Raw genomic sequence first — 22,358 nt, 5'->3', positions numbered from 1 at the left:
ACTGATGTCCCGGGCCCTGATCATCGTTGACGTCCAGAACGATTTCTGCGAGGGCGGTTCGCTCGCTGTCCCCGGCGGCGCGGCTGTGGCCGGTGCCATCAGCGAGTACCTGGACGCCCACCACGGCCAGTTCGACCATGTGGTGGCCACCCAGGACTGGCACATCGACCCCGGCAGCCATTTTTCCGACACTCCCGACTACAAGGACAGCTGGCCGCCGCACTGCGTGGCCGGCACCCGCGGCGCGGAGCTGCACCCCGACCTCGACACCGAGTACATCCAGGCCTACTTCCGTAAGGGGCAGTTCGCTGCCGCGTACTCCGGTTTCGAAGGGCTGCTGGCACCCGAGGACGCTGTCCCCACCGGCGAACGGCAGCCAGGCGGACTGGCCGCCGCCGCTGACACGGAACGGCTGGCAGACGGGGATGCCATCGGACTGGATGACTGGCTGCAGAGCCACGACGTCGAGGACGTAGTGGTGGTGGGCATCGCCACTGACTACTGCGTGAAGGCCACCTCACTTGACGCCGTCCAGGCCGGCTACGGCGTGACCGTCGTCAGGTCACTGACCGCGGGCATCGCCGAGGACCTCGAAGAGGCCGTTGCCGAAATGGAGCTTGGCGGCGTGGACATCGCCTAGCTCCGGCTCCGCCCCACCGCTACTTCCGGCCGACGAACCAGTCCTGGAGCATGCGCAGCCGGGACTTCAGCTGCTCTTCGTTGGCCTGTGCCACCGGCGGTCCACCGCAGACGGTGCGCAGCTTCGTATGCACCACGCCGTGCGGCGTCCCGGTCCGGGCAGCCCACGCCGCCACGTTCTTGGCGAGTTCGTTGCGCAGGTCCATCAGCATGCGGTGGTCCGGGACGGCGGGGGCAGCGGGCTCCGCCGCCGGAGCCTTCCGGTTCTTCCGGTTCAGCTGCTCGTGCTGGCGCTGGCGCAGGAGCGTGCCCACCTGTTCGGCGTCCAGGAGCCCGGGGATCCCCAGGAAGTCCATCTCGTCGTCGGACCCCACCTCGCCGCCGGTGCCGAACTCGCCGCCGTCAAACAACACGCGGTCGAAGGAGGCCTGGGAATCCAGGGCCTCGAACTTGCCCTTGGTGAGGCTGTCCGAGGCCTTCTCCTCGCGGTTGGCCTCGTCCATCAGCGAGTCTTCCGGGTTGAAGAGCCCGTCCGGGTCCTCCTTTTCCGGCCGGTCCAGGGCGTGGTCCCGCTCCATCTCCATGGAGTTTGCCAGCGCCATCAGCTGCGGGACGGACGGCAGGAACACCGACGCCGTCTCGCCGCGTTTGCGGGCACGCACGAAGCGGCCCACGGCCTGGGCGAAGAACAGCGGGGTGGAGGTGGACGTGGCGTAGACACCCACGGACAGCCTGGGCACGTCCACGCCTTCGGATACCATGCGGACCGCAACCATCCAGCGCTTATCCCCGCCGGAGAACTCCTCGATCTTGCTGGAGGCCTTCGCATCATCGGAAAGGATGACGGTGGGCGACTCCCCCGTGATCCTCTTCAGCTGGCCGGCGTAGGCACGGGCGTCCTCGTGGTCGGTGGCGATGACCAGGCCACCGGCGTCGGGGACGGTGCGCCGTACCTCGCTGAGGCGCTTGTCCGCGCCGGCCAGGACGGCGGGGATCCACTCGCCGGCAGGGTTCAGGGCGGTCCGCCAGGCATGGCTGGTGATGTCCTTGGTGACGGCGGCCTCGCCCAGCGACGCCGCCATTTCCTCGCCGGCGCTGGTGCGCCAGCGCATCTGGCCTGAGTAGGCCATGAACATGACAGGCCGGACCACGTGGTCCCGCAGCGCGTTGCCGTAGCCGTACGTGTAGTCGGCCTTGGAGCGCCGGATGCCGTCCCGGTCCTCTGCGTACTCCACGAACGGGATGGGCGAGGTGTCCGAACGGAACGGCGTACCGGTCAGGGACAGCCGGCGCACCGCGGGGTCGAACGCCTCGCGCAGGCCATCACCCCAGGACAGCGCCTCGCCGCCGTGGTGGATCTCATCCAGGATCACCAGCGTGCGGGCGGCCTCGGTCTTGGCACGGTGCAGCAGGGGCTTGCTGGCAACCTGTGCATAGGTGACAGCCACGCCGATGAACCCGCGCCCGTGCTGGCCGTCGGAGTTCTTGAAGTTGGGGTCGATGGCGATGCCCACCCTGGCGGCGGCGTCTGCCCACTGCCGCTTCAGGTGGTCGGTGGGCGCCACGATCGTCACGCGGTTCACCGCCCCCGAGTCGATGAGCGTCGAGGCAATCCGCAGCGCGAAGGTTGTCTTGCCGGCGCCGGGGGTTGCCACCGCGAGGAAGTCCCGCGGGCTGTTCTTCAGGTAGAGGTCAAGCGCTTCCTGCTGCCAGGCACGGAGTTTCGGGGCGGTTCCCCAGGCTGCACGTTCCGGATAGGCCGGAGGCAGGGTGGGGCCGCCAAAGAGCGTCTCCGTCACTACTGGTTGCTGCCCGAGTCCCCTCCGGGACCCTTGCCGCCGTCGTTGCCCGGGCGAAGGCCCTCATAGACCTCTTTGCACGTGGGGCAGACCGGGAACTTCTTCGGGTCCCGGCCCGGCGTCCAGACCTTGCCGCACAATGCGATGACAGGCTCCCCGGTCATCGCGGACTCCATGATCTTTTCCTTCCGCACGTAGTGCGAAAAGCGCTCCCGGTCCCCCGGTTCAACTTCCTGGCGCAGTTCCTCGCGCTCAATGGTGGCCGTGGACGTTCCAGCCCCGGAAAGCTCGCGCATCGGGTCGTTTTCGAGAGGGTCCGTCATGCTAGTCATGCCAACCATCTTAGCCTTTCCGCCGGCCCGGCGTCCGACGTCGGCGCGGCACGTGCCGGACGAAACCCACCGTCCCGCGCGGGCCGCCGTCGTCCTCTTCCGGACTGAGGGGACCGGCCGTGCCCAGGTTACAGCCCCTGCCAGGCCGGCTTGTGGTCATAGGTGTGCCGGTAGAAATCGGCAAGCCGGAGCGCAGAAGCGGCGGCCTCGTCCAGCAGGATGGTGGCGTGCGGATGGAACTGCAGTACCGACGCCGGGCAGATGGCTGCCACCGGTCCTTCCACGAAGTCGCGGACCGCCTGAGCCTTCTGCGCGCCGGTGGCGAGCAGGATCACATGCCGGGCATCCATGATGGTGCCCAGGCCCTGCGTCAGGACATGGTGCGGCACTTCGGCCAGGCTGTGGAAGAACCGGGCGTTGTCCCGCCGTGTCTGCTCGATGAGGCTCTTGATGCGCGTGCGCGAGGCGAAGGAGGAACCCGGCTCGTTGAACGCGATGTGGCCGTCCGTACCCACCCCGAGCAGTTGCAGGTCCACCCCGCCCGCCGCCCGGATCGCCTCCTCATAGGCCGCGCACGCGGCCGGGATGTCGGCGGCGGCGCCGTCCGGGCCGTGGACGTTCTCCGGCGCGATGTTCACCCGGCTGGTGAATTCCCTGCGGATCACCTCCCGGTAGGATTCCGGGTGCCCGGCCGGCAGCCCCACGTATTCGTCGAGGGTGAACGCGGAGGCCCGGCTGAAGTCCAGGCCCTGGGCGTGCCGGGCTGCAAGTTCGTCGTACACGGGCAGCGGCGATGAACCCGTCGCCAGGCCCAGGACAGCATCAGGCTTGCGCCGGACGAGGTCCTCGATGGCATCCGCCGCCAGCCTGCCAAGCTGTTTACTGCCGCCCAGGATCACTACTTCCATGCCATTTCCTTCCGGTAGGTTCTCAGCGATTAACGGAAACCTGCGCCAGGAGGTCCGGCCCCCGCGCATCCAGCCACCTGCCGCCCAGCCGGACGCCTGCCAGGAACAGCGCCAGCCCCAGCACAATCCCGGCCGCGAGGTTCAGCCAGCCAAAGAGGGCGTTGCCCGTGAGCGCCTGGCCGAGCAGCAGCGCAGCTTCCGGCAGCACCAGGACCCCCAGGACCGCCATGCCCAGGAACTGCACCGCAAGGGTCTGGCCAACATTGCCCGGCGGCTTCTTGAACGGGCTGTCCCCCGGCAGCGGAACCGTCACGGTGTACCGGGCCGAGACCACCGAGGACAGTCCGAGGCCGGTGAACAGTATCCCCAGGCTCAATCCCAGCCGGCCCGGCAAGGCAGTCCATTCCTGCGAGAACGCGGCGTAGCCCACTGCAAAGACCAGCACCACGGGCAACGCGAACGCCATGCATGCCAGCGCCCTGCCCAGCCGGTCTGCCACCCCGGAAACGCCGGTGGCAAGGTGCAGGGCGAACGCGGTGTTGTCGTAGGAGACGTCGGCGGAGATGGACCAGGCGAGGATGAAGGCGGACAGCGGAGCCAGGAGGGCCAGGCTCCCGTAGTTCCCGGTCTGCGTTCCCTGGAAAGCCAGCACCACGGGAAGCAGCGGTATCACCACCAGGGAGCCCGAATACCGCGGATCGCGGAGCCAGTAGGTGAGGGAGCGCGCCATCACGGCACCGGCAGGGGTGGCCGGCAGCACGCCCAGGAGTCCCAGCCGGCTGCCCTTGCGCTTCGTGCCACCGGCATACGGGGGCGTCACCAGCGCGCGCTCCAGGAGCAGTTTCCAGCACCAGGCTAGCGCGGCGAGGGTAGCCAGGGACAACAGCAGTTTCAGGGCCGCGGCGCCTGGACGGCCGGCCGCCACATCGCCGGCCAGTGCCCAGGGCGCCCCCAGCGGGGTCCACGAAAGGGTGCGGGCAAACTCCGGCAGGAAAGCAGCGGAGGCCGAAATGCCGCGGCCCACCGCTGCCACGATCGGGCCCAGCAGGACCAGGGGCACCATGAACACGATGGAACTGGTGTCCTTGAAGCGGCGGGACGCGGCAAGGCTCGCCGTCGCGGTGGTCGTCACCTTGGCCAGCACCACGCAGGTCAGGACGCCCAGGCAGGCACCCAGCAGGGCCGCCAGCGCAGGCAGCACGCCGCGGGACCAGGTCACCACCGTGGACAGTGCCACCAACAAGGTAGCCAGCCCGGGGATCCCGATCAGACCGCCGAGTGCCAGGCCAGCCAGCAGCTGCGGCATCGGGATCGCGAAGGTGGTGAAGCGCGCCGGGTCAAGGGTCATGTCCGTGGCGGATGCCACCAGCGGAATAACGCCCCAGCCCACCACGGCGGCCGCACCGCCCAGGACCACGGCCGTGTAGGCAACCTCCTGGCCGGCATTGCGCAGCAGGACCAAGGCAAGGATCAGCGTCGCCACCAGGCCGAGCGCGTACAGCCCGGCAATGGCCATCCCCACCAGCTGCCAGCGGCTGCGGCGAAGACCATTGCGCAGCAGCGTGAGCTTGAGCCTTAGAAGGTGCGCAACCATTCCAGCCCCTCCGTGTGGGTATGGCCGCCGACCAGCTGCACGAACCGGTCCTCCAGGGAAGCTCCCGCACGGACCTGGTCCACTGTTCCGGCCGCGAGCAGCCGGCCGCGGGCAACAACCGCCACGTGGTCGCACATCCGCTGGACCAGGTCCATGACATGGCTGGACACGATGACGGTGCCGCCCGACGCGACGTAGCGGTCCAGGATGGAGCGGATGTTCGCTGCCGACACGGGATCGACAGCCTCGAAGGGTTCGTCGAGGACCAGCAGCCGGGGCGCGTGGATCATGGCCGACGCCAGGGCGATCTTCTTGGTCATGCCGGCCGAGTAGTCCACCACCAGGGTCCCGGCGTCCCCGGTCAGGTCCATCGCCGCCAACAGCTCCCGTGCCCTGGCGGACACCACGTCCCGTTCCATCCCCCGCAGCAGGCCCGCGTAGGTGATCAGCTGTTCACCGGTGAGCCGGTCGAAGAGCCGCACCCCGTCGGGCAGGATTCCCATGAGGCGCTTGGCCTGCAGCGGATGCTGCCAGACGTCCACGCCGTGCACCAGGGCCGTGCCGAAGTCGGGCCGCAGGAGCCCGGTCGCCATGGACAAGGTGGTGGTCTTGCCGGCGCCGTTGGGTCCCACGATTCCGAAGAATGATCCGGCAGGGACCTCCAGGCTGAGCCCGTCCACGGCGATCTTCCCGCCGAACCTCTTCGCCAGCCCACGGATGGAAAGGGCTGCGACGGGTGCCGCCTCCGGGGCCTGGGCGGGTATCGGCGTTGTCATACCGCCAGCCTAGCCGCCAGGCCCGCAGTCGGTGCCAGACTAAACAGATGGATATCGCACTGGGCCTGCTGGCCATCGTGGCGGTGGTCTGCGCCGGAAGCGCCCTCGGCCGCATGGTCAACGTACCGGTCCCGCTGCTGCTCGTCGTGGCGGGCATCGCCGGCTCCTTCCTGCCGTTCATCCCGCCGGTGGAGTTGAACCCCGAGCTCGTGCTCGTTGGCTTGCTCCCGCCGCTGCTCTATGCGGCCGCATTCAGGACGTCCTTGTTCGACTTCAGTTCAAACAGGCGCTCCATCGCGCTGCTGTCAGTGGGCTACGTCGTGTTCGGCACGCTGGCTGTGGGCCTGGTGGTGTGGTGGATCTTTCCTGAGATTCCCTTGGCAGCGGCCTTCGCGCTCGGGGCTGTGGTTGCGCCGCCGGACGCTGTGGCGGCGACGGCGATCGCCCGCAGGGTGGGCATGCCTCGGCGGATCGTGAACATCCTGGAAGGTGAATCGCTGGTCAACGACGCCACGGCCCTGGTGTGCCTGCGCGCCGCGGTGGCGGCCATCGCCGGCTCCGTCTCTGTGCCCGATGTGGCCGGCGGCTTTGCCGTCGCCGCAGGCGGCGGCCTGGTGGTGGGCCTCGCCGCCGCCTACATCCTGACCGAAATCCGGAAGCGGGTCAGGAACGTGGCGATCAATACCTCGACGTCGCTGATGGCGCCCTTTGTTGCCTTCCTGCCGGCCGAGGCCATCCACGCGTCCGGGGTGCTCGCCGTCGTGGTCACCGGGCTGGTGATGGGCACCAAGGCTCCGGCCATGCCCAACGGCGCCGCGCGGCAAAGCGCCCGGAGCAACTGGGACACCGTGCAGTTCCTGCTGGAGAACTCCGTGTTCCTGCTGATCGGACTGCAGGTGCGGACCATCGTCGAAAGCGTCCAGGACGATTCCCTGGGCGTGGGCCGGGTGTGGCCGGGCTGCGCCGCGATCCTGCTGGCGGTGTTGGTGCTGCGCCCCGTCTGGGTTTTTCCAACCACCTACCTGCCCCGCCTGATCCCGGCCGTGCGCCGGAAGGATCCGGCACCGCCGTGGCAGTTCCCCGCCATCGTCTCGTGGGCGGGCATGCGCGGCGTGGTCACGCTGGCCGCCGTCCTGACGCTGCCCGACGACCTGGAGCACCGCAACGTGCTGGTCCTGGCGGCGGTGGTGGTGGTGGCGGGCACGCTGGTCCTGCAGGGCTTGACGCTGCCGGGCCTCGTCCGGGTGCTGGGGGTTCCGCGGCCGGACAAACGGGAGGACGCATTGAACCAGGCCTCGCTGATGCAGCTGGCCACCGCGGCGGGACTGGAGCGGCTGGAGCAGCTGCGGCGGGAGGGCGACCCGCCGGAAGTCATGGACATGCTCCGGCGGCGGACGCAGGAGCGCGGGCTGGCGGCCTGGGAGCGGCTGGGCAGGCCCGGCACCGAGGCGGCCACCCCGAGCCAGCGCTACGCCCAGCTGAGGATGGCGATGCTCGAGGCCGAACGGGAGAAGGTGCTGGAGCTGAGGAGCGGCGGGGATTTCGCACATGAAGTCCTGAGCGAGGTGCTGGAACGCCTGGACGTCGAAGAGTCCATGCTGGACGCTTCCCTCAACGAACTCGGCTCGGGCGTCGAGGGCGGCGGCGAGGGGTTGTCCCAGCCGGGCGGGGTCTGCGACCACCTGGCCACGGCACTGCCGTCTCCCGTTCCCGCCAGCCCTGCCTGCGCCGGGTGTGCCAGGGAAGGAACCATCCCGGTCCACCTGCGGATGTGCCTGGGATGCGGAAACGTGGCCTGCTGCGACTCATCCCCCGGCCGGCACGCGAGCCGGCACTTCAAGGAATCCGGCCACCCCGTCATGCGCAGCATCGAACCCGGCGAACAGTGGCGCTGGTGCTATGTGGACGACCTGCTGGGCTGATCCGCGGGAACGGGTCCGGCCGGCCGTCAGTTCAGCTTTCGTCAGCGGACCTTGCGGATACGGATCGGCCCCTTGGCAGTAGCGGGATCCACCGCGGAGCCGCCCTGCGTGACCTGGACCTCACCGGCTTCCACCAGCCGCCGTGCCGCTTGGCGTACCGGCTCCATCAGGCCCCGCCAGTCGTCCCCGCCCACCCTGCGGGCAGCATCGGACGGGCAGATGGTGGCGGTCGCCGCGCGCGACGCCAGCAGGCCCAGGATGGCGGCTTCAAGCTCCTGGTCCGTCGGACGTGATGCCTCGTGCGGCGGCTCGCGGGTCATCTGCAGATCACAGGCTCAGAAGGTCCGCCGGGGAACGGCGCGCTCGTACTGTGGTGGCCAGGCGAGATCATGGCCCAGTTCGAAGGCCGCGCGGAGCCACCAGTGGGGGTCCCTCAGTGCCGCCCTGGCGATGAAGACGCCATCAGCCTGTCCGGTGGCGATGGCATGCTCGGCCTGGCCGGGAGTGGTCACCAGGCCCACGGTGCCGGTGGCGACTCCAGCCTCTTCCCGGATGGCGGCGGAGAACCCGGTCTGGTAGCCCAACCCCGGCTTGATCTGCTGGTGGGCCACTGCCCCGCCGCTGGAGACGTCCACGAGGTCCACGCCACGTGCGGCCGCCTCGCGGGCAAGCCGGACCGAGGCGCCCTGGTCCACCCCGCCCGGCGCCCAGTCCGTGGCCGAGATCCGGAGCAGCAGCGGCATGGAATCGGGAATAACAGCCCGCACGGCGTCAACCACGGCCAGCATCAGCCGGCTCCGGCCAGCCTCATCCCCACCCCACTCGTCGTCGCGCTGGTTGATGAGCGGACTCTGGAACTGGTGCAGCAGGTAGCCGTGGGCCCCGTGGATCTCCATGGTGTCAAAGCCTGCGTCCACCGCACGGACCGCTGCGGCGGCAAAATCGGCGATCACCCCGTGGATCTGGTCCACGGTCATTGCAGCAGGGGCGGCGTAGCCTTCAAAAGAGGTTGTGGACGGCCCCAGCGTGTCCCAGCCGCCGTCGGAAACCGGAACGCTCCCGTGCTTGCCGGAGAACGGCCAGTACGTGGACGCCTTGCGTCCGGCGTGCGCCAGCTGCACGCCGATCCGGGTGCCGGCAGTGCCGTTCCGGTGGACAAAGGTAATGATCCGCTCCCAGGCCGCTGCCTGTTCGTCGTTGTACAGCCCGGCATCGCGGGGGCTGATCCGGCCCTCAGCGTTGACGGCCGCCGCCTCGGTCAGGATCATCGCGGCGCCGCCCACCGCAAAGCCGCCCAGGTGCACCAGGTGCCAGTCGTTGGGGACCCCCGGGGCGGCGTCGGGATCGCAGCTGTACTGGCACATGGGCGAGACCCAGCCCCTGTGCTGCAACTCCAACGACCGCAGCGCCAGCGGATCGAACAGGCCCGGCACTAGAAGAGCACCCGGGCCAGCGCCTGCCTGGCCTTGGCCACACGCTCGTCAGCGGCGCCCACGACGTCGAACAGTTCCAGGAGCCGGACCCGCGCGGTCTCCCGCTCGGGGCCGAAGTTCCGGCCGATGAACGCCACCAGCCTGTTCAGGGCGTCGTCCACGTGCCCGCCGGCAATGTCCAGATCCGCCACACCGAGCTGCGCCTCAAGGTTGTCCTGTTCGTTGGCCGCCAGCGTGCGCAGCGCATCGCCATCCTGGGCCGACAGGGACTGCAGGCGCCCCATGAGCTCCACCTGTGCCAGCCCTGCCTTGGCGTCGTGGTCTGACGGCATTTCCTTCAGGGCCTGCCGGTAAGCCTCGGCAGCGGCGGGATAGTCGCCGGCCTCGATGGCATCAAAAGCGGCCTGGTGCAGCGGCGGAAGCGGCGGCGGCGCCTGCTCCGCGGCAGCTTCCCCGCCCAGGCTTCCGGTCACGCCGTTGGCAGCGGCCACCTTGAGCAGTTCCTCGAACAGGCTGCGGACCTGCTGTTCATCCGCTGCCCCCTGGAAGAGCGGCACGGGCTGGCCCTTCAGGACGGCGACCGCCGTAGGCACTGCCTGCACCTGGAAGGCCTGGGCGAGCTGCGGGAAGGCTTCGATGTCGGCCGCCCCGAGGACCAGCCGGCCGCCGTAGCCTGCCACCACCCTGTCCAGGAGTTCGAGCATCCGCCCGGACTCCGGGGAGTAGGAGGCCCAGAGGGCAAAGACCACCGGCACCTGCGCAGAGAGTTCCACCAGCTGCTGGAAGTTGGCTTCGGTGACGTTGACCTTCAGCTCCGGTCCACCTGCCTGTGCGCCGGGCTGCCCTGCCGGGGGCGCCCCCGCGCCGGCACCGGGCTGGGCCCCGGAAGGAGCTGCCGGGCGCTTCAGCGAGGAAAGGTCGACGGCGCCACGCAGGTTAAGCGGGTTGGCGGCGGCAGGAGGGACTGGACGGGAAGCTGGCGAACTCATGTTTCCCACTCTAGCCACTCCGGCCGCCGCCGGTGGTAATACAGCCAGGGGCTACTTGAAGCTGGCCCCTACCAGGCCGCGGGTGGCGGCAACGAGCTTCATCGGGTCGCTGGAACCGGCCGGCGGTACGTACACCGCCATTGACTCGGCAAAGTTCAGGACCATCCCCGTGGTGGTCTCCTTGCCGCCGGCCAGGGCTGCGGCGTCGTCACCGATGGTGAGCTTGTCTCCGGCAGCCTTGGGTGTTCCCTCGAAGCCGAAGTTGATCCTGCCCAGCACCAGGGCGCCCCCGTCGGAGGTCCGGAACACCACGGTGCTCTCCGGGACCACCTTGTGGGTGAAGGTGAAGTTGCCGTTCTCGCCGGCCTTGGCCACCTCCGCCTGGTAGGACAGCGTGTCGGCGATGTAGGGCGAGGACTCGCCCTCCACCAGCTTGTCCTTGAAGGGCGAGTCGGCGGATGTGAGCCTGTCGGCGAGCCCGGACATGGCCTCCTCCCCGCTGTACAGCAGGCCGGCCTTGTCGGCGGGGGCCGGGGTCTGGGTGCCTCCCCGGCTGATGTTCGGGAAGGTCGTTCCGGGCTGGAGCGGGGTGGTCTCCATCAGCTTGTAGTTCTCGCGCGGCGACTGCTGGACGAGGGTCAGGATCTGCGGGACCACGTTGCCCTCGCCCTGGGTGACGGCCAGCACCGAACGCGGCCAGTTCCGGTCGCTGGTGACCACCGTGGTGAGCAGCTTGGTGGAGCGCACGGGCATGCGGGGCTCGTAGGAGCCCACCTGCGAGCGGATCTTGTAGTTCTGCGTGCGGACTTCCAGTTCGGGGCCGGCTACGCGGTCCGCGAGCTTTGCCGCGTCCTTGGCGGCGTCGCCCGCATCGGTGGCGCTGGAGACCTGCTCCAGGATGCGGCGGAACTGGGAATCCAGCAGTACCGGCAGGCCGCCGGAAGCTGCGGGCGCGGAAGCGTTTCCGCTGGGGGCGGGAGACGGAGTGGCGGCCTGGGCGGCCGCCGCGGTTCCGGCCAGCGCGGCGGCCGTCATGCCGGCGGCCAGCATGGTCAGCCGCGACGGGGAAGACTTCGCCTGGCTGCGGGCACGGGCGCGCTGCGCAAAGCTGCTGCTCCCACCGCCGCTTTCGCCATCGGCCCCGCCGTCCTTCCGGCGCCCTGAAAGCACGGCCAGGGCGATGCCGCCCAGGATCAGCAGGCCGCCGATAACCATCAGGGGGACGGCCCAGGGGGTGGAGGTATCGTTCGGGAACGTCATGGACACGGACGCGGGGGCGGGCTTGGTGCCGTCGGCGGCCAGCAGCAGGGACCAGTCACCGTCGGCTGGCGGAGTCCAGGTGTATTCGAGCGCACCGCTGGCGTTTTCGCTGGCGACCCAGAGGTCGGACCCGGCCGGGTTCGGCGCCGTGGCGTCGCCGTCGGCGTGTTCAACCTGCAGGGACTTGCCGTCCTCGGAAACCCCGGAGATGGTGTTGTGGGCCGTCGGGCCGACCCAGGCCTGGACGTCGTCGGGCCTGCCGGCGGCCAGGATGAAGCTGCCGTCGCCCTGGACGGTCACCTTGACCGGTCCCTCGTGGAGGGTCCGGAGTTTCTGGTCAATGACGGTCAGCGGAGCGGCAGCGGCGTCCGCGGGGACGGCAGCGGTGAACGTCTCCGATGGAGCCCAGATGGTCCTCTGGCCGATGCCGGCCAAAAGTGTCAGGAGGCCGAGCAGCACGAGTGCGACTGCAGTCTTTAAACGCAAGGGAACACCTATCATCAGCGGGGGTTTGCCCTCAATAGTAACCTTTTTGTTACCACGGGCCCGGTTTCCGCCGCCCGGGGCGGGGCGGCCCGGCCTCCCGGATGTCGCCTTCCGCTCCCGTTGACAAGCCTGCTGATAGTGTTTGCGATGATCATCACACCGGCCCGCCGAGGCGGCGCCTCGCACGGAACAGGCCCCAAAAACCAGTGACTGACAAGACGGACCCGTCCTCGGCGGAAGCCGGAAATTCCGGGGACTCCAGGGGCGCCGCTCCGGCCCCCGTGGCCCCGGTGGGCATGGCAGCCGCCCGGCGCCGGGGCACCGCCGCGGCGGCCCTTGGCCAGGTGGTGCGCAGGCTCCGGCAGCCCCTGCCCGGCGCGCAGCCCCGGCTCCGGTTCGAAATGCCGCCGGAGTATGCAGGACAGGCGCCCGAAGCGGACCACGACAACGACGAGGAGCCGCAGTTCGGGCACCCCGGGCCCCGCATGTCTCCCCAGCATCCGCTGTACATGGGGTTCATGGGCACAGTGGGCGTGGGACTGGCGTTGCTCGTCTACTGGATCGGCTCCCACACCACGCAGCTGCTGCTGTGGATCGTGGCGGCGCTGTTCATCGCCCTGGGCCTTGAACCGGTGGTCGGCTGGCTGGAGAACCGGAAGATTCCCCGTCCGGCCGGAATCCTGGTCTCGGTGGCGGTCCTGATGGGCGCCGTCGTCGGATTCTTCGCCACCCTGATTCCCACGATCGTGGAACAGGTGTCGGAAATCGTCCAGCAGGCGCCGGACTGGGTGCGCACCTTCATGGATTCGGACTTCTTCCACAGCGTCGACAATCAGTTCGGCATCCGCGACCGGATCTCCGAGGAACTGGCCAAGTTCGTCAACGACCCCGCCGCCATGGGCGGGATCTTCGGTGGCGTGGTGGGCTTCGGCTCCACCGTGGCCAACGCCCTCTTCGGCACGCTGATCGTCCTGGTCCTGAGCCTCTACTTCCTGGCGGCGCTGCCGGCCATGAAGAAATGGGGCTACCGGCTGGCACCGCGTTCCCGCCGGAAGCGCGTGGCCGCGCTGTCGGAGGAGATCACGCGCTCAGTGGGCAACTACGTCATCGGGCAGGCCTGCGTGGCCCTGCTCAACGCCACGTTCGCCTTCATCGTCATGTCCATCGTGGGCATCCCATTTGCCCTCCTCCTGGCGTTCGTGGTGGCGCTGCTCGCCTTCATTCCCCTGGTGGGCGGCATGATCGCCGGCATCGTGGTGGTGCTGGTGTCCCTCACGGAGGGCTGGCAGGCCGCCGCGGTCTACGCCGTCTGCTACTTCGCCTACCTGCAGTTCGAGGCCTACTTCATCTCGCCGCGCATCATGCAGAAGGCCGTGGCCGTTCCCGGCGCCGTGGCGGTGATCTCCGTGATCGCCGGCGGCAGCCTGCTTGGCGTGCTGGGCGCCCTGATCGCCATCCCCACGGCCGCCGCCGTCATGCTCCTGGTCCGGGAGATCTACATCGTCCGGCAGGACCAGCACTAGCCGGAGCTACGTGGCCGCTGTCGCCGTCGGGCCGTCCCATTCCTGCGGGAGCGGAACGCCGGCGCCGGGGCTGACCAGTGCCACGATGTCATTAAGCACGCGCGCGGCATACTTCTCCCCCACCCACAGGTGCTTGGCGCCTTCCACGCCCACGACCTTTGCCTGCGGCACCAGGGCGAACCTGGCCGCCGCCTCGGCAGGCTGCAGGAAGTCGTCGTGCTCGGGCACCAGCACCGTCAGCGGCTTGCCCGATTCCGCCCACTGCTGAAGGTGCTTGTCGGTGGCACGGTGCAGCGGCGGCGACAGCAGCACGGCGCCCTCGATCTGCGCGGCCACCGGCTCCACGGCGCCGTACATCAGCGCCAGCTCCGTCCCGAAGGACCAGCCCACCAGCCAGCGGTTGTGCAGGCCACGGTCGACGGCGAAGCGGACGGCGGCCTCGACGTCGTACCGCTCGCCGATGCCCTCTTCAAAGCCGCCGGTGCTGGTGCCCCGCGGTGACTCTGTGCCGCGGGTGTTGAACCTCAGCACCGCGATGCCGGCGAGCGCGGGCAGGCGGTAGGAGGCCTTGCGGAAGACGTGCGAGTCCATGAACCCGCCGTGCGTGGGCAGCGGGTGGAGCGTGATCAGCGTGGCCTTCACCGGCCCCGATTCCGGAAGGGCCAGCTCGCCCACAAGGGTGTGGCCGTCCTCCGTCTGCAGTTCGATGTTCTCCCTGAGTGCGGGCAGCACAGTGGAGGCACGGATGGGAGCGGGGCCCGCGGACGGGGTGAAGTGGTACGACGCCGGATCAAAAGTCATGCCTGCCAGCTTAGCGAGAGCCGGGCGGGGCTGCGGCGGAAGACATCAGCGGTAGCGGTAGCTTCGTGACATCCAGCAGTTGGTGTGCCAGTGCCGGCGTTCGGCCAGGCCGGCCGCGGCACCGAAGAGGTGGTCGTCCTTCCAGACCACCAGGTGCGCGACTCCGGGCAGGACGGCCGTGGAGCATTCGGGGCAGATGTACGTCTTCTCGGCCTTCTTCGCCGTCATGGTGCGCACCATCCACTCGCCGTCGGGGGCGCTTTCCCGGCGGACGATGCCGGCCCGTGCCCGTTCAAGGTCCAGTTCGGGGACATCGGCGCTGTTCCTGCGCCCCGCTCCCCTGCCTGGAGCGGCATCCTTGCCGGAGGCTGGGCGGCGGGGTCGGTTGGAGCGCGGCATGTATCCATTCTGCCCCAGCCGGCCGGCAGGACCGGGAGCCGGCACGGCCCGCGGGTGCCCACGCGGTAGTCTGTACGGCGTGCGACTTGTGATAGCCCATTGCTCCGTTGATTATGTTGGCCGGCTTAAAGCCCACCTCCCGCTCGCTACCAGGCTCTTGCTGGTGAAGGCGGATGGTTCGGTGCTGGTGCACTCGGACGGCGGCTCCTACAAGCCCCTGAACTGGATGAGCCCGCCGGCCACGCTCCGCGTTTCCTCACCGGACGACGTCGACCTGGAGCTTGGCGTCGTGGAGCAGTGGACGGTCCAGTCGGCCAAGACCGACGACCGGCTGATCATCAACATCCACGAAAAGCTCAGTGAATCCTCGCACGACCTTGGCGTGGACCCCGGCCTGATTAAGGACGGGGTGGAAGCGGACCTGCAGCGGCTCCTCGCCGAGCAGATCGAGACGCTGGGGCCGGGGTACTCCCTGATCCGGCGCGAGTACTTCACCGCCATCGGGCCGGTGGACATCCTGGCCCGGGACGCCGACGGTGCCACGGTGGCCATCGAACTCAAGCGCCGGGGGGACATCGATGGCGTGGAGCAGCTGACGCGGTACCTGGAACTGTTGAACCGGGACCCGCTGCTGGCCCCGGTCCGGGGGATCTTTGCCGCGCAGCAGATCAAACCGCAGGCCAAGGTCCTCGCCAACGACCGCGGCATTGACTGCGTCACCCTCGACTACGATGCGATGCGCGGCGTCGACGACATCGAATCGCGGCTTTTCTAGTCCCCTTCCAGGGTTCCTGTCCGCTCCCCACCGGAGCGCACCGCCCTCCGGAACGCCCTGTTTCGCGTTACCGGCTTTTTACCCAAAATTTCTCCCTTTTCCTGTCCGGGCCGTTGACCTGCGGGAATGGGCATGAAATTCTTGTCTCAGTCTTTGTGTAGGTGTTTTTCATGCTCGCAAGACATGTTGCGAGCGCGAAGCTCCTGCAGCGCCGGACCCTTTCAGGCAAGGCAATCCAGGTTCTTCTCGCGGAGTGACCAAGACCGGTACGAGGTGTGCCGTTCTTAAATAAGTTCCACAATGAGGAGAAATAAATGGCACAGGGAACCGTCAAGTGGTTCAACGCTGAAAAGGGCTTCGGCTTCATTACCCCGGATGACTCCGACGGCGATGTCTTCGTTCACTACTCGGAGATCCAGACCGGCGGCTTCAAGACCCTCGACGAGAACCAGCGTGTTCAGTTCGAGATCGGCCAGGGCGCCAAGGGTCCCCAGGCTACCGGCGTAACCGTCGTCTAGTCTGACCCCGTTCAGCCTTACCCGTCCGGCCGCCGCGTGCGGCCGTCAGCGGAAGAGATGGTCCCCCGGCGAATACGCCGGGGGACCATTTCTGTTACGAGACCAGCTTCCGCACCAGGCGGGCCCCCTGGGCCAGGGAAAGTCCCGGAAGGTAGGCGCGGGTGAGTGCCCTGCCGATGGCCGGCAGGTGCAGCGGGTCCTGGTAGTACAGGTAGAGCGCACGGTACTCCGGCTTGAACCGGGACTTGAAAGCCGCGAGCGAGCGGAACCCGTAGACAGGTTCCAGGGCATGGCCCACCAGATCCAGGATCCGGACGAGGTTCTCCGCTTCCTCGTCGCGGGCGCCGCCATCGCCCGCCCCCTCCTGCGCCTGGATCTCCGGCCGGCTGGCCAGCGGTGAACCCGACAGCGAAATCACATCCACGGAATCATGCAGTTCCAGCACCGCGGAGGCGATCAGGAATTCCATCACCCCCGGGAACCCCTCGCTGCCCCGGCGCATGACGTCAAGTGTGCGGCTGACCAGCCGCCCGCCGTCGTACACGGGAAGCCAGCTGGTCACCCCGTGGACCGTCCCGTTGCCGTCCACGGCCAGGCAGCACAGGACCTCCTCGTCATCGAGCTCGTCCACACCGCCCAAAGTGAAGCCCATCTCGGGAACCGACTTCCCGGCCGCCCATTCCTCGGACACTTCATTCAACCGGGACCGCAGCGCTGCGGGCAGCGAATGGTAGGAGCCCCACACAGCCTCGACCCCCAGCTTGGCGGCGCGGTTCAGCGCGGTGCGGACGTTTTGCCATTCCTTGCCCTTGAACTCGAGCTCGTGCAGGGCAAGCCGGGTCTCCTGTGCAACAGCCACCCGCGAATAGCCCCGCTCGCGCAGAACCGGCCACAGGGTGTCGTCGCAGGAGTACAGCGCAGGTATCAGCGCCTGGCTGCGGCAATAGTCCAGGAATCCCTCTGTGACTGCCTGCTCTGCCCGGCGGTCGCCGAACGCCCCGCCCAGGGTCAGCGCCACCGTGCCGTGCTGCTGGAACGCCACCGCGCCCTTGCCGTCCGGGCTGAACCAGTAGGTGTTGGGCTCCCACAGGGCCATCCAGGACAGCGGACCGCCGCCTTGGTGGAGGAGTTCCCGTGCCCGGTCCCTGTCCTGCCCGCCCAAGACGTGCCCGTGGTGGCGGCCGACCAGCACCCACCACACCGCCACCAGGGTGACGAGCCAGAAGATGGGGCCGGAATAGGCAAAGAGGAACGCCTCGGCGCTGTCCCGGGCCCCGAAGACCCGGCGGAAGTTCTGCGGAATGGGCACCGGGACATACTGCCGGGCCAGTTCGGCCAGCAGTCCCAGCACTCCCCCGTCGCGGGCCAGGCCGCCGGAACCAAACCAGGCAACGGTGTAGAAACTGGCAAGGGTCAGCCAGGTCCCGCCCACCACCACGCCAAGCGTGCGCCGGGCTCCCGGCTGGGTCTGCACGCGGAACTGCCGGCGGTTGAGCCACAGCACCACTGACAGCAGCAACGGCACCACAACGAGGGGCAGCACGTGGGCAAAGGCGGAGGCCAGGGGCGTGGCGTGCGGACCCTGCAGCCGTGACGGGACCAGTGCGAACAGCGTGAGGTACACAGTCGCCAGGGCTGTCACCGCCAGCTGGATGGCAAGCGCGATGTTCAGTGCCAGCCTGCGGCCACGGCGCATGCCGTCGGCGCAGATCAGCAGCAGGATGACGGGGACAATGGCCAGGGCCAGCCCGAAGGGACCCGCAAACCCGGCACGGCCGGTCTCCAGGCAGGAGGGGTCCACGGTGGCGCCACAGTTGAACACCAGCTGGCTGAGGGTGGGCATCGGGCTCAGCACCACATCGCGCAGCAGGGCGAGAGGACCGGTAGGAGCACGCGTGATCCCGGTCAGGATCGGCCCCACGGCAAACACGGCCACTGTGAGCGCCAGCAGGTTCCTCGTCTCGCGGCCCGTGGACCGGTGCCGGTGCAGCCGCCCTTGGTCGCCCTGGATCCACCAGCCGGCAAGGAGGCCCAGGAGCGCACCGATCAGGCCGATCACGGTTTCGGCGTGCCCCACATAGAGGACCAGCAGGATCGAGACCGAGAGCACCGCGGTACGGAGCCGGCGTTGCCAGAGCAGCGGCATGCGGGCACTGGCGGCCAGTCCCGCGGTCAGGACCGGAGCATACGGCCCGATCAGCCGGTCATCGACCATCCGGTCCAGCCAGCCGTCGCCACCGTACACCGCCAGCTGGGTCACCAGCAGGAAGAGGGTCACGGCGGCGAACTGGCCACCGAAGAACAGTCCGACGGCGGCACGCCGGCCAAGCCTGCGCTCTGCCAGTCCCAGCAACAGGACGATCATGAGGGACGCGGTCAGGTACGCGAGCGGATTAGTCGCAAAAAAGATGCTGGTGAAGAGCTGCCACCAGTTGCCGGCCCGCAGGTCCGGGCCGCTGACGGAGGCCAGCCACAGGAGCTTCTCGGGCGGTCCGTCCAGGTAACTCCCGGTCACGGCACCGGCTCCGAGGAAAGCGGCAAGGACACACAGAGTGAGCGGCATTGACTTCAGCGTCGCCAGGGCCTGCCGGACTGCCGGCCGGCCCACGCTGGACCACATCAGCGTGACTGTTCGGTCCCTGGTTGGGGCGTTCACGGCTGCATCCTCCACCGGTCGGCCAGGAACTGCAAGGCGTCCGCTATCCGTTTCGACGAGGTATCCCAGGAATGTCCGGTGTGTTCAACGACGTACGCGCGCACGGTGAAGCCGGCGCCCTCCGCCGCAGTGGCCAGCGTGTGGAGGTACCCCACGAATTCGGGGTCGTTCTGGCCTGCGGTCAGGTACATGCCGCTGGCCTCGAACCGTTGGTGTTTCATGATCTCCAGTGGCAACTGTTGGGTGAATTCCTCCGGCTTTCCCGGGAAGGAGGCGTCGATGGTCTTCTGCCGTTCCTTGGCAATGGCGGGCTCTGCTTCACTGGAGAACGCCAGGACGTCCGCGAAGACGTCAGGGTGCCTGGTGCCCATCTGGACAGCGCACGTTCCCCCGAAGGAGAATCCGCCCACTGCCCAGTGGCTGTGGTTGGTATCGATGGCAAGGGTGGAACTGATCCAGCGCGGCACGTCCTGGGATAAGTAGGTGTCCGCGTTGGCGATCTTGCTGTCCATGCACATGGTGTTGGCGGATTGGGAGCCGTTGGGGTCGGGGATCACCACCACCGGTGCCAGCCCGCCGTGCGCCGCGGCAAAGGAATCCATGTGCCCCCGGATAGCGCCGCCGGTCAGCCAGTCAGCGGGGCCACCGGGCTGGCCGGCCACCAGGACAAGGACCGGGAGGGCTGGACGGTTGTGGGCAAAGTAGGCAGGGGGCAGGTAGATATAAGCGTCACGGTTGTTCATCCCGGACGATGTGCCGGGAATCGGCGACCTCCGGAGGACTCCCCCGGCCGGCAGCTCGCCGTCGGGCTTCCAGCCCTGCAGCGGCACGCCGTCGGACTCGCCGGAGCGGCGCATGAGGTCCTGCTCCAGGGCCGGGATCCGGGCCAGGGCGGTGCCCATCAGGTCGCTGACGGTCCGGTTCAGCCCGAAATAGGCATTGATCTGGAGGGCCGAGAGCAGCACTACCAGCAGCGCTGCCAGGATTGCTCCACCGCGTCTGCGCCAATCGGTCAGCGGCAGCCGGAGCAGCGCAAGGAGGACGGCCGCCACGGCGGGCACCAGCCACATCAGCACGGGGTCAGGCAGGTCCTCGGGAAAGACCGTGAAGACATTGATCAGCGCCCAGTGCACGGTGGCCACCAGCGCGAATGCTCCGGCCGCCGCAATCACTATCCGGGAGAGCCACAACCTCGCCGGGGCACACCGGGGAGGCACCAGGAGCAAGGCAGCGGCGCCTGTTCCCAATACCAGGACGGTCCAGTACAGTGGCCCGTCCGTGAGCCGGATGTCCGAAAACCAGTCCACGTTGGCTAGCGCCAGGTGCCCACGCCGATGACGGGTCCCGCTTCCAGCCAGGATGACAGGCCGGTGTAGGCATCGAACTTCATGGCCAGGCGCAGGTCCCGTCCCTCGTAGCGCAGTTCGACGATCACCACGTCCGGCTGCACCTTCACGGCTTCCGCCTCCGTAGGTTGGCGTCGGCCCAGCAGTTCCAGGGAACTGCGCCTGAACGTGTGCTTGGGGCGCACGCTCAGGGAGATGAGCCGGAACCATTCAAGGCAATCGTCCTGATAACGACAAACCCCCATTTGCCAGCTGTTTCCAGCCATGCAAATGGAGGCGTCCACGGTGCCGAGGGCACGCCGCAGGTTGAAGCGGCGCACCCCCGAAAGGCACAGTGCAAAAATCAGCAATCCGAAAGTGACTGCCAAGGCGATGAACGGAAAATCTGCTGCGTCCATCAAGGTCGTGCTAGCGGATCCCAGCGGTAGCCGAGCCGCCCAGCTGGGCGTTGTCAGCAACGATAACCACGCGGTTGTTGTCGACGGAGAAGAACCCGCCATCGACATCTACCGCAATACGGTCCCCGGAAACCGGCTGGATTGCCAGCTCACCCTCGGCCAGGATCGCCAGCAGGGGCGAGTGGCCGGGCAGGATTCCGATTTCACCATCGCTGGTGCGGGCCTTGACCATCTTGGCCGCTCCGGACCACACGAAGTGGTCCGCTGCGACAATCTCAACCTCAAGCTCAGCCATATTACTTGGTCTGTTCCTGGATCTTGGCCCACTGGCGCTCAACGTCATCGAGGCCACCGACGTTGAAGAACGCCTGCTCCGCGATGTGGTCGAGGTCGCCGTCGCAGATCGCGGCGAAGCCTTCGACGGTGTCCTTGATGGAAACCGTGGAGCCTTCGACACCCGTGAACTGCTTCGCGGTGTAGGTGTTCTGCGAGAGGAACTGCTGGATGCGGCGTGCACGCGACACGACGATCTTGTCCTCTTCGGAGAGTTCATCGACACCGAGGATGGCGATGATGTCCTGGAGTTCCTTGTTCTTCTGCAGGATCTGCTTCACACGGACCGCCGTGTTGTAGTGGTCCTTGCCGATGTACTGGGGGTCCAGGATGCGCGAGGTGGACGTCAGTGGGTCAACGGCCGGGTACAGACCACGGGAGGCGATTTCACGGGAAAGTTCCGTGGTCGCGTCCAGGTGTGCGAAGGTCGTGGCCGGAGCCGGGTCGGTGTAGTCGTCAGCGGGGACGTAGATGGCCTGCATCGAGGTGATGGAGTGGCCCTTGGTCGACGTGATGCGTTCCTGCAGGAGGCCCATCTCGTCAGCCAGGTTGGGCTGGTAGCCCACGGCGGACGGCATACGACCCAGCAGGGTGGACACCTCGGAACCTGCCTGGGTGAAGCGGAAGATGTTGTCGATGAAGAGCAGCACGTCCTGGTTCTGGACATCGCGGAAGTATTCCGCCATGGTCAGGGCGGACAGGGCCACGCGCAGACGCGTTCCCGGCGGCTCATCCATCTGGCCGAAGACAAGGGCTGTGTCCTTGAGGACGCCTGCCTCTTCCATTTCGACCCAGAGGTCGTTGCCCTCACGGGTACGCTCGCCGACACCGGCGAAGACGGAAGTACCACCGAAGTTGCGGGCAACACGGGTGATCATTTCCTGGATCAGAACGGTCTTGCCCACGCCTGCGCCGCCGAACAGGCCGATCTTTCCACCCTTGATGTAAGGGGTGAGGAGGTCGATGACCTTGATGCCCGTCTCCAGCATCTCGGTGGAGCCTTCGAGGGAAGCAAAGTTGGGAGCCTTGCGGTGGATCGGCCAGCGTTCGCTGACGTCCAGCTCAGACTCTGCAACGTCCAGGGGCTGGCCCAGCACGTTGAAGATGTGGCCCTTGACACCGTCACCGACAGGAACGGAGATGGGGGCACCGGTGTCCACTACGGAGGTGCCGCGGACAAGTCCGTCGGTTGCCTGCAGGGAGATGGCGCGGACGAGGTTGTCACCCAGGTGCTGGGAGGTCTCGAACGTGATGGTCTTGGTTTCACCGTTGAGAGTAATCTCGGTGGTGAGGGCGTTGTAGATCGACGGGATTGCGTCAGCCGGGAATTCGACGTCGACAACCGGGCCGATGACGCGCGCAATACGGCCGGTGGCACCGGCCGTTGCGGCTACGTGTTCGGTAGCAGTGGCAGTCATCTCTCTCACTTCACTCAGTAGATGGCGTGGGGTTAAGTTTATCTGTGGTCTTG

Annotated in this window: 21 protein-coding genes; 5 read left to right on the top strand and 16 right to left on the bottom strand. The window is 67.9% G+C overall.

All coding sequences use genetic code 11. The features are described from left to right. Positions 1-4: 4 nt before the first annotated feature. Complete coding sequence (locus tag AC3IMC_RS05075) at positions 5-640, top strand: isochorismatase family protein (RefSeq protein WP_490917318.1); 636 nt, start codon at positions 5-7, stop codon at positions 638-640. Between the two features lie 19 nt (positions 641-659). On the opposite strand, the gene AC3IMC_RS05070 is transcribed toward AC3IMC_RS05075, so the two are convergent. The 5 genes from AC3IMC_RS05070 to AC3IMC_RS05050 form a co-directional block, all read right to left on the bottom strand. Beyond that, complete coding sequence (locus AC3IMC_RS05070) at positions 660-2,438, bottom strand: DEAD/DEAH box helicase (protein ID WP_490917317.1); 1,779 nt, start codon at positions 2,436-2,438, stop codon at positions 660-662. Beyond that, positions 2,438-2,779, bottom strand: coding sequence for a DUF3039 domain-containing protein (locus AC3IMC_RS05065; RefSeq protein ID WP_221386802.1), 342 nt, complete (start codon positions 2,777-2,779; stop codon positions 2,438-2,440). Before AC3IMC_RS05065 ends, AC3IMC_RS05070 begins: the two co-directional genes overlap by 1 nt. 119 nt (positions 2,780-2,898) lie before the next feature. After that, positions 2,899-3,678 carry a glucosamine-6-phosphate deaminase gene (nagB, locus tag AC3IMC_RS05060; RefSeq protein WP_490917316.1) on the bottom strand — a complete coding sequence of 260 codons (780 nt, stop codon included), beginning with the start codon at positions 3,676-3,678 and terminating at the stop codon, positions 2,899-2,901. Between the two features lie 22 nt (positions 3,679-3,700). Continuing rightward, entirely contained in the window at positions 3,701-5,272 is a 1,572-nt protein-coding gene (locus AC3IMC_RS05055) for a transporter (RefSeq protein ID WP_490917315.1), read from the bottom strand. After that, a complete protein-coding gene (locus AC3IMC_RS05050) occupies positions 5,254-6,048 on the bottom strand; it encodes an ABC transporter ATP-binding protein (RefSeq protein ID WP_473696955.1) in 795 nt (264 codons plus the stop codon). The genes AC3IMC_RS05055 and AC3IMC_RS05050 overlap by 19 nt, the downstream gene beginning before the upstream one ends. A 47-nt stretch (positions 6,049-6,095) precedes the next feature. On the opposite strand from AC3IMC_RS05050, the gene AC3IMC_RS05045 reads away from it, so the two are divergent. Continuing rightward, positions 6,096-7,970: a Na+/H+ antiporter gene (locus tag AC3IMC_RS05045; RefSeq protein ID WP_490917314.1), complete on the top strand. Its 1,875-nt coding sequence runs from the start codon at positions 6,096-6,098 to the stop codon at positions 7,968-7,970. A 41-nt stretch (positions 7,971-8,011) separates the two neighbouring features. Here the strand turns inward: AC3IMC_RS05045 and AC3IMC_RS05040 are convergent, their stop codons facing one another. Genes AC3IMC_RS05040 through AC3IMC_RS05025 form a run of 4 tightly spaced genes read right to left on the bottom strand, consistent with a single transcriptional unit; the run spans position 8,012 to position 12,153 of the window. Further along, complete coding sequence (locus tag AC3IMC_RS05040; protein WP_490917313.1) at positions 8,012-8,290, bottom strand: DUF3253 domain-containing protein; 279 nt, start codon at positions 8,288-8,290, stop codon at positions 8,012-8,014. A 15-nt stretch (positions 8,291-8,305) separates the two neighbouring features. Continuing rightward, the gene (locus AC3IMC_RS05035; protein ID WP_490917312.1) at positions 8,306-9,403 is read right to left on the bottom strand and encodes an NADH:flavin oxidoreductase/NADH oxidase; all 1,098 of its coding nucleotides are present in this window, start codon (positions 9,401-9,403) and stop codon (positions 8,306-8,308) included. Then, positions 9,403-10,392: a co-chaperone YbbN gene (locus tag AC3IMC_RS05030; protein WP_490917311.1), complete on the bottom strand. Its 990-nt coding sequence runs from the start codon at positions 10,390-10,392 to the stop codon at positions 9,403-9,405. The genes AC3IMC_RS05035 and AC3IMC_RS05030 overlap by 1 nt, the downstream gene beginning before the upstream one ends. Positions 10,393-10,443: 51 nt before the next feature. Further along, complete coding sequence (locus AC3IMC_RS05025; RefSeq protein ID WP_490917310.1) at positions 10,444-12,153, bottom strand: DUF8094 domain-containing protein; 1,710 nt, start codon at positions 12,151-12,153, stop codon at positions 10,444-10,446. A 191-nt stretch (positions 12,154-12,344) separates the two neighbouring features. On the opposite strand from AC3IMC_RS05025, the gene AC3IMC_RS05020 reads away from it, so the two are divergent. After that, positions 12,345-13,661, top strand: coding sequence for an AI-2E family transporter (locus AC3IMC_RS05020; protein WP_490917309.1), 1,317 nt, complete (start codon positions 12,345-12,347; stop codon positions 13,659-13,661). Positions 13,662-13,667: 6 nt separating this feature from the next. Here AC3IMC_RS05020 and AC3IMC_RS05015 read toward each other — a convergent pair whose 3' ends face one another. Next, on the bottom strand, positions 13,668-14,462 hold the full coding sequence (locus AC3IMC_RS05015) for an alpha/beta hydrolase (protein ID WP_490917308.1): 795 nt from the start codon (positions 14,460-14,462) through the stop codon (positions 13,668-13,670). A 45-nt stretch (positions 14,463-14,507) separates the two neighbouring features. Further along, positions 14,508-14,861 carry an Rv1322 family protein gene (locus AC3IMC_RS05010; RefSeq protein WP_490917307.1) on the bottom strand — a complete coding sequence of 118 codons (354 nt, stop codon included), beginning with the start codon at positions 14,859-14,861 and terminating at the stop codon, positions 14,508-14,510. A 79-nt stretch (positions 14,862-14,940) separates the two neighbouring features. Here AC3IMC_RS05010 and nucS point away from each other — a divergent pair, with 79 nt between their 5' ends. After that, positions 14,941-15,636, top strand: coding sequence for an endonuclease NucS (gene nucS / locus AC3IMC_RS05005; protein ID WP_490917306.1), 696 nt, complete (start codon positions 14,941-14,943; stop codon positions 15,634-15,636). Positions 15,637-15,950: 314 nt separating this feature from the next. Continuing rightward, complete coding sequence (locus tag AC3IMC_RS05000; protein ID WP_003804766.1) at positions 15,951-16,154, top strand: cold-shock protein; 204 nt, start codon at positions 15,951-15,953, stop codon at positions 16,152-16,154. 94 nt (positions 16,155-16,248) lie between these two features. Here the strand turns inward: AC3IMC_RS05000 and AC3IMC_RS04995 are convergent, their stop codons facing one another. Genes AC3IMC_RS04995 through atpD form a run of 5 tightly spaced genes read right to left on the bottom strand, consistent with a single transcriptional unit; the run spans position 16,249 to position 22,305 of the window. Next, positions 16,249-18,774 carry a bifunctional lysylphosphatidylglycerol flippase/synthetase MprF gene (locus tag AC3IMC_RS04995; RefSeq protein ID WP_490917411.1) on the bottom strand — a complete coding sequence of 842 codons (2,526 nt, stop codon included), beginning with the start codon at positions 18,772-18,774 and terminating at the stop codon, positions 16,249-16,251. 32 nt (positions 18,775-18,806) lie between these two features. Next, on the bottom strand, positions 18,807-20,117 hold the full coding sequence (locus AC3IMC_RS04990) for an alpha/beta hydrolase (protein ID WP_490917305.1): 1,311 nt from the start codon (positions 20,115-20,117) through the stop codon (positions 18,807-18,809). 5 nt (positions 20,118-20,122) lie between these two features. Beyond that, positions 20,123-20,554 (bottom strand): DUF2550 domain-containing protein, encoded by a 432-nt coding sequence (locus tag AC3IMC_RS04985; protein WP_490917304.1) that lies wholly within the window; start codon positions 20,552-20,554, stop codon positions 20,123-20,125. 10 nt (positions 20,555-20,564) lie between these two features. Next, positions 20,565-20,849, bottom strand: coding sequence for a F0F1 ATP synthase subunit epsilon (locus tag AC3IMC_RS04980; protein WP_018760117.1), 285 nt, complete (start codon positions 20,847-20,849; stop codon positions 20,565-20,567). 1 nt (position 20,850) lies between these two features. Further along, on the bottom strand, positions 20,851-22,305 hold the full coding sequence (gene atpD / locus AC3IMC_RS04975) for a F0F1 ATP synthase subunit beta (RefSeq protein WP_490917303.1): 1,455 nt from the start codon (positions 22,303-22,305) through the stop codon (positions 20,851-20,853). Positions 22,306-22,358 lie beyond the last annotated feature (53 nt).

This window comes from Arthrobacter sp. E70 (assembly GCF_058266945.1).
This window is presented reverse-complemented; position numbering and strand designations above follow the sequence as displayed.

Bases quoted from the DNA above. Each gene is read 5' to 3' on its own strand.
- AC3IMC_RS05075 (WP_490917318.1), top strand. From the start codon at position 5: ATGTCCCGGGCCCTGATCATCGTTGACGTCCAGAACGATTTCTGCGAG.
- AC3IMC_RS05065 (WP_221386802.1), bottom strand. From the start codon at position 2,779: ATGGTTGGCATGACTAGCATGACGGACCCTCTCGAAAACGACCCGATG.
- nagB (WP_490917316.1), bottom strand. From the start codon at position 3,678: ATGGAAGTAGTGATCCTGGGCGGCAGTAAACAGCTTGGCAGGCTGGCG.
- AC3IMC_RS05055 (WP_490917315.1), bottom strand. From the start codon at position 5,272: ATGGTTGCGCACCTTCTAAGGCTCAAGCTCACGCTGCTGCGCAATGGT.
- AC3IMC_RS05050 (WP_473696955.1), bottom strand. From the start codon at position 6,048: ATGACAACGCCGATACCCGCCCAGGCCCCGGAGGCGGCACCCGTCGCA.
- AC3IMC_RS05045 (WP_490917314.1), top strand. From the start codon at position 6,096: ATGGATATCGCACTGGGCCTGCTGGCCATCGTGGCGGTGGTCTGCGCC.
- AC3IMC_RS05040 (WP_490917313.1), bottom strand. From the start codon at position 8,290: ATGACCCGCGAGCCGCCGCACGAGGCATCACGTCCGACGGACCAGGAG.
- AC3IMC_RS05030 (WP_490917311.1), bottom strand. From the start codon at position 10,392: ATGAGTTCGCCAGCTTCCCGTCCAGTCCCTCCTGCCGCCGCCAACCCG.
- AC3IMC_RS05025 (WP_490917310.1), bottom strand. From the start codon at position 12,153: ATGATAGGTGTTCCCTTGCGTTTAAAGACTGCAGTCGCACTCGTGCTG.
- AC3IMC_RS05015 (WP_490917308.1), bottom strand. From the start codon at position 14,462: ATGACTTTTGATCCGGCGTCGTACCACTTCACCCCGTCCGCGGGCCCC.
- AC3IMC_RS05010 (WP_490917307.1), bottom strand. From the start codon at position 14,861: ATGCCGCGCTCCAACCGACCCCGCCGCCCAGCCTCCGGCAAGGATGCC.
- AC3IMC_RS05000 (WP_003804766.1), top strand. From the start codon at position 15,951: ATGGCACAGGGAACCGTCAAGTGGTTCAACGCTGAAAAGGGCTTCGGC.
- AC3IMC_RS04995 (WP_490917411.1), bottom strand. From the start codon at position 18,774: ATGTGGTCCAGCGTGGGCCGGCCGGCAGTCCGGCAGGCCCTGGCGACG.
- AC3IMC_RS04985 (WP_490917304.1), bottom strand. From the start codon at position 20,554: ATGGACGCAGCAGATTTTCCGTTCATCGCCTTGGCAGTCACTTTCGGA.
- AC3IMC_RS04980 (WP_018760117.1), bottom strand. From the start codon at position 20,849: ATGGCTGAGCTTGAGGTTGAGATTGTCGCAGCGGACCACTTCGTGTGG.
- atpD (WP_490917303.1), bottom strand. From the start codon at position 22,305: ATGACTGCCACTGCTACCGAACACGTAGCCGCAACGGCCGGTGCCACC.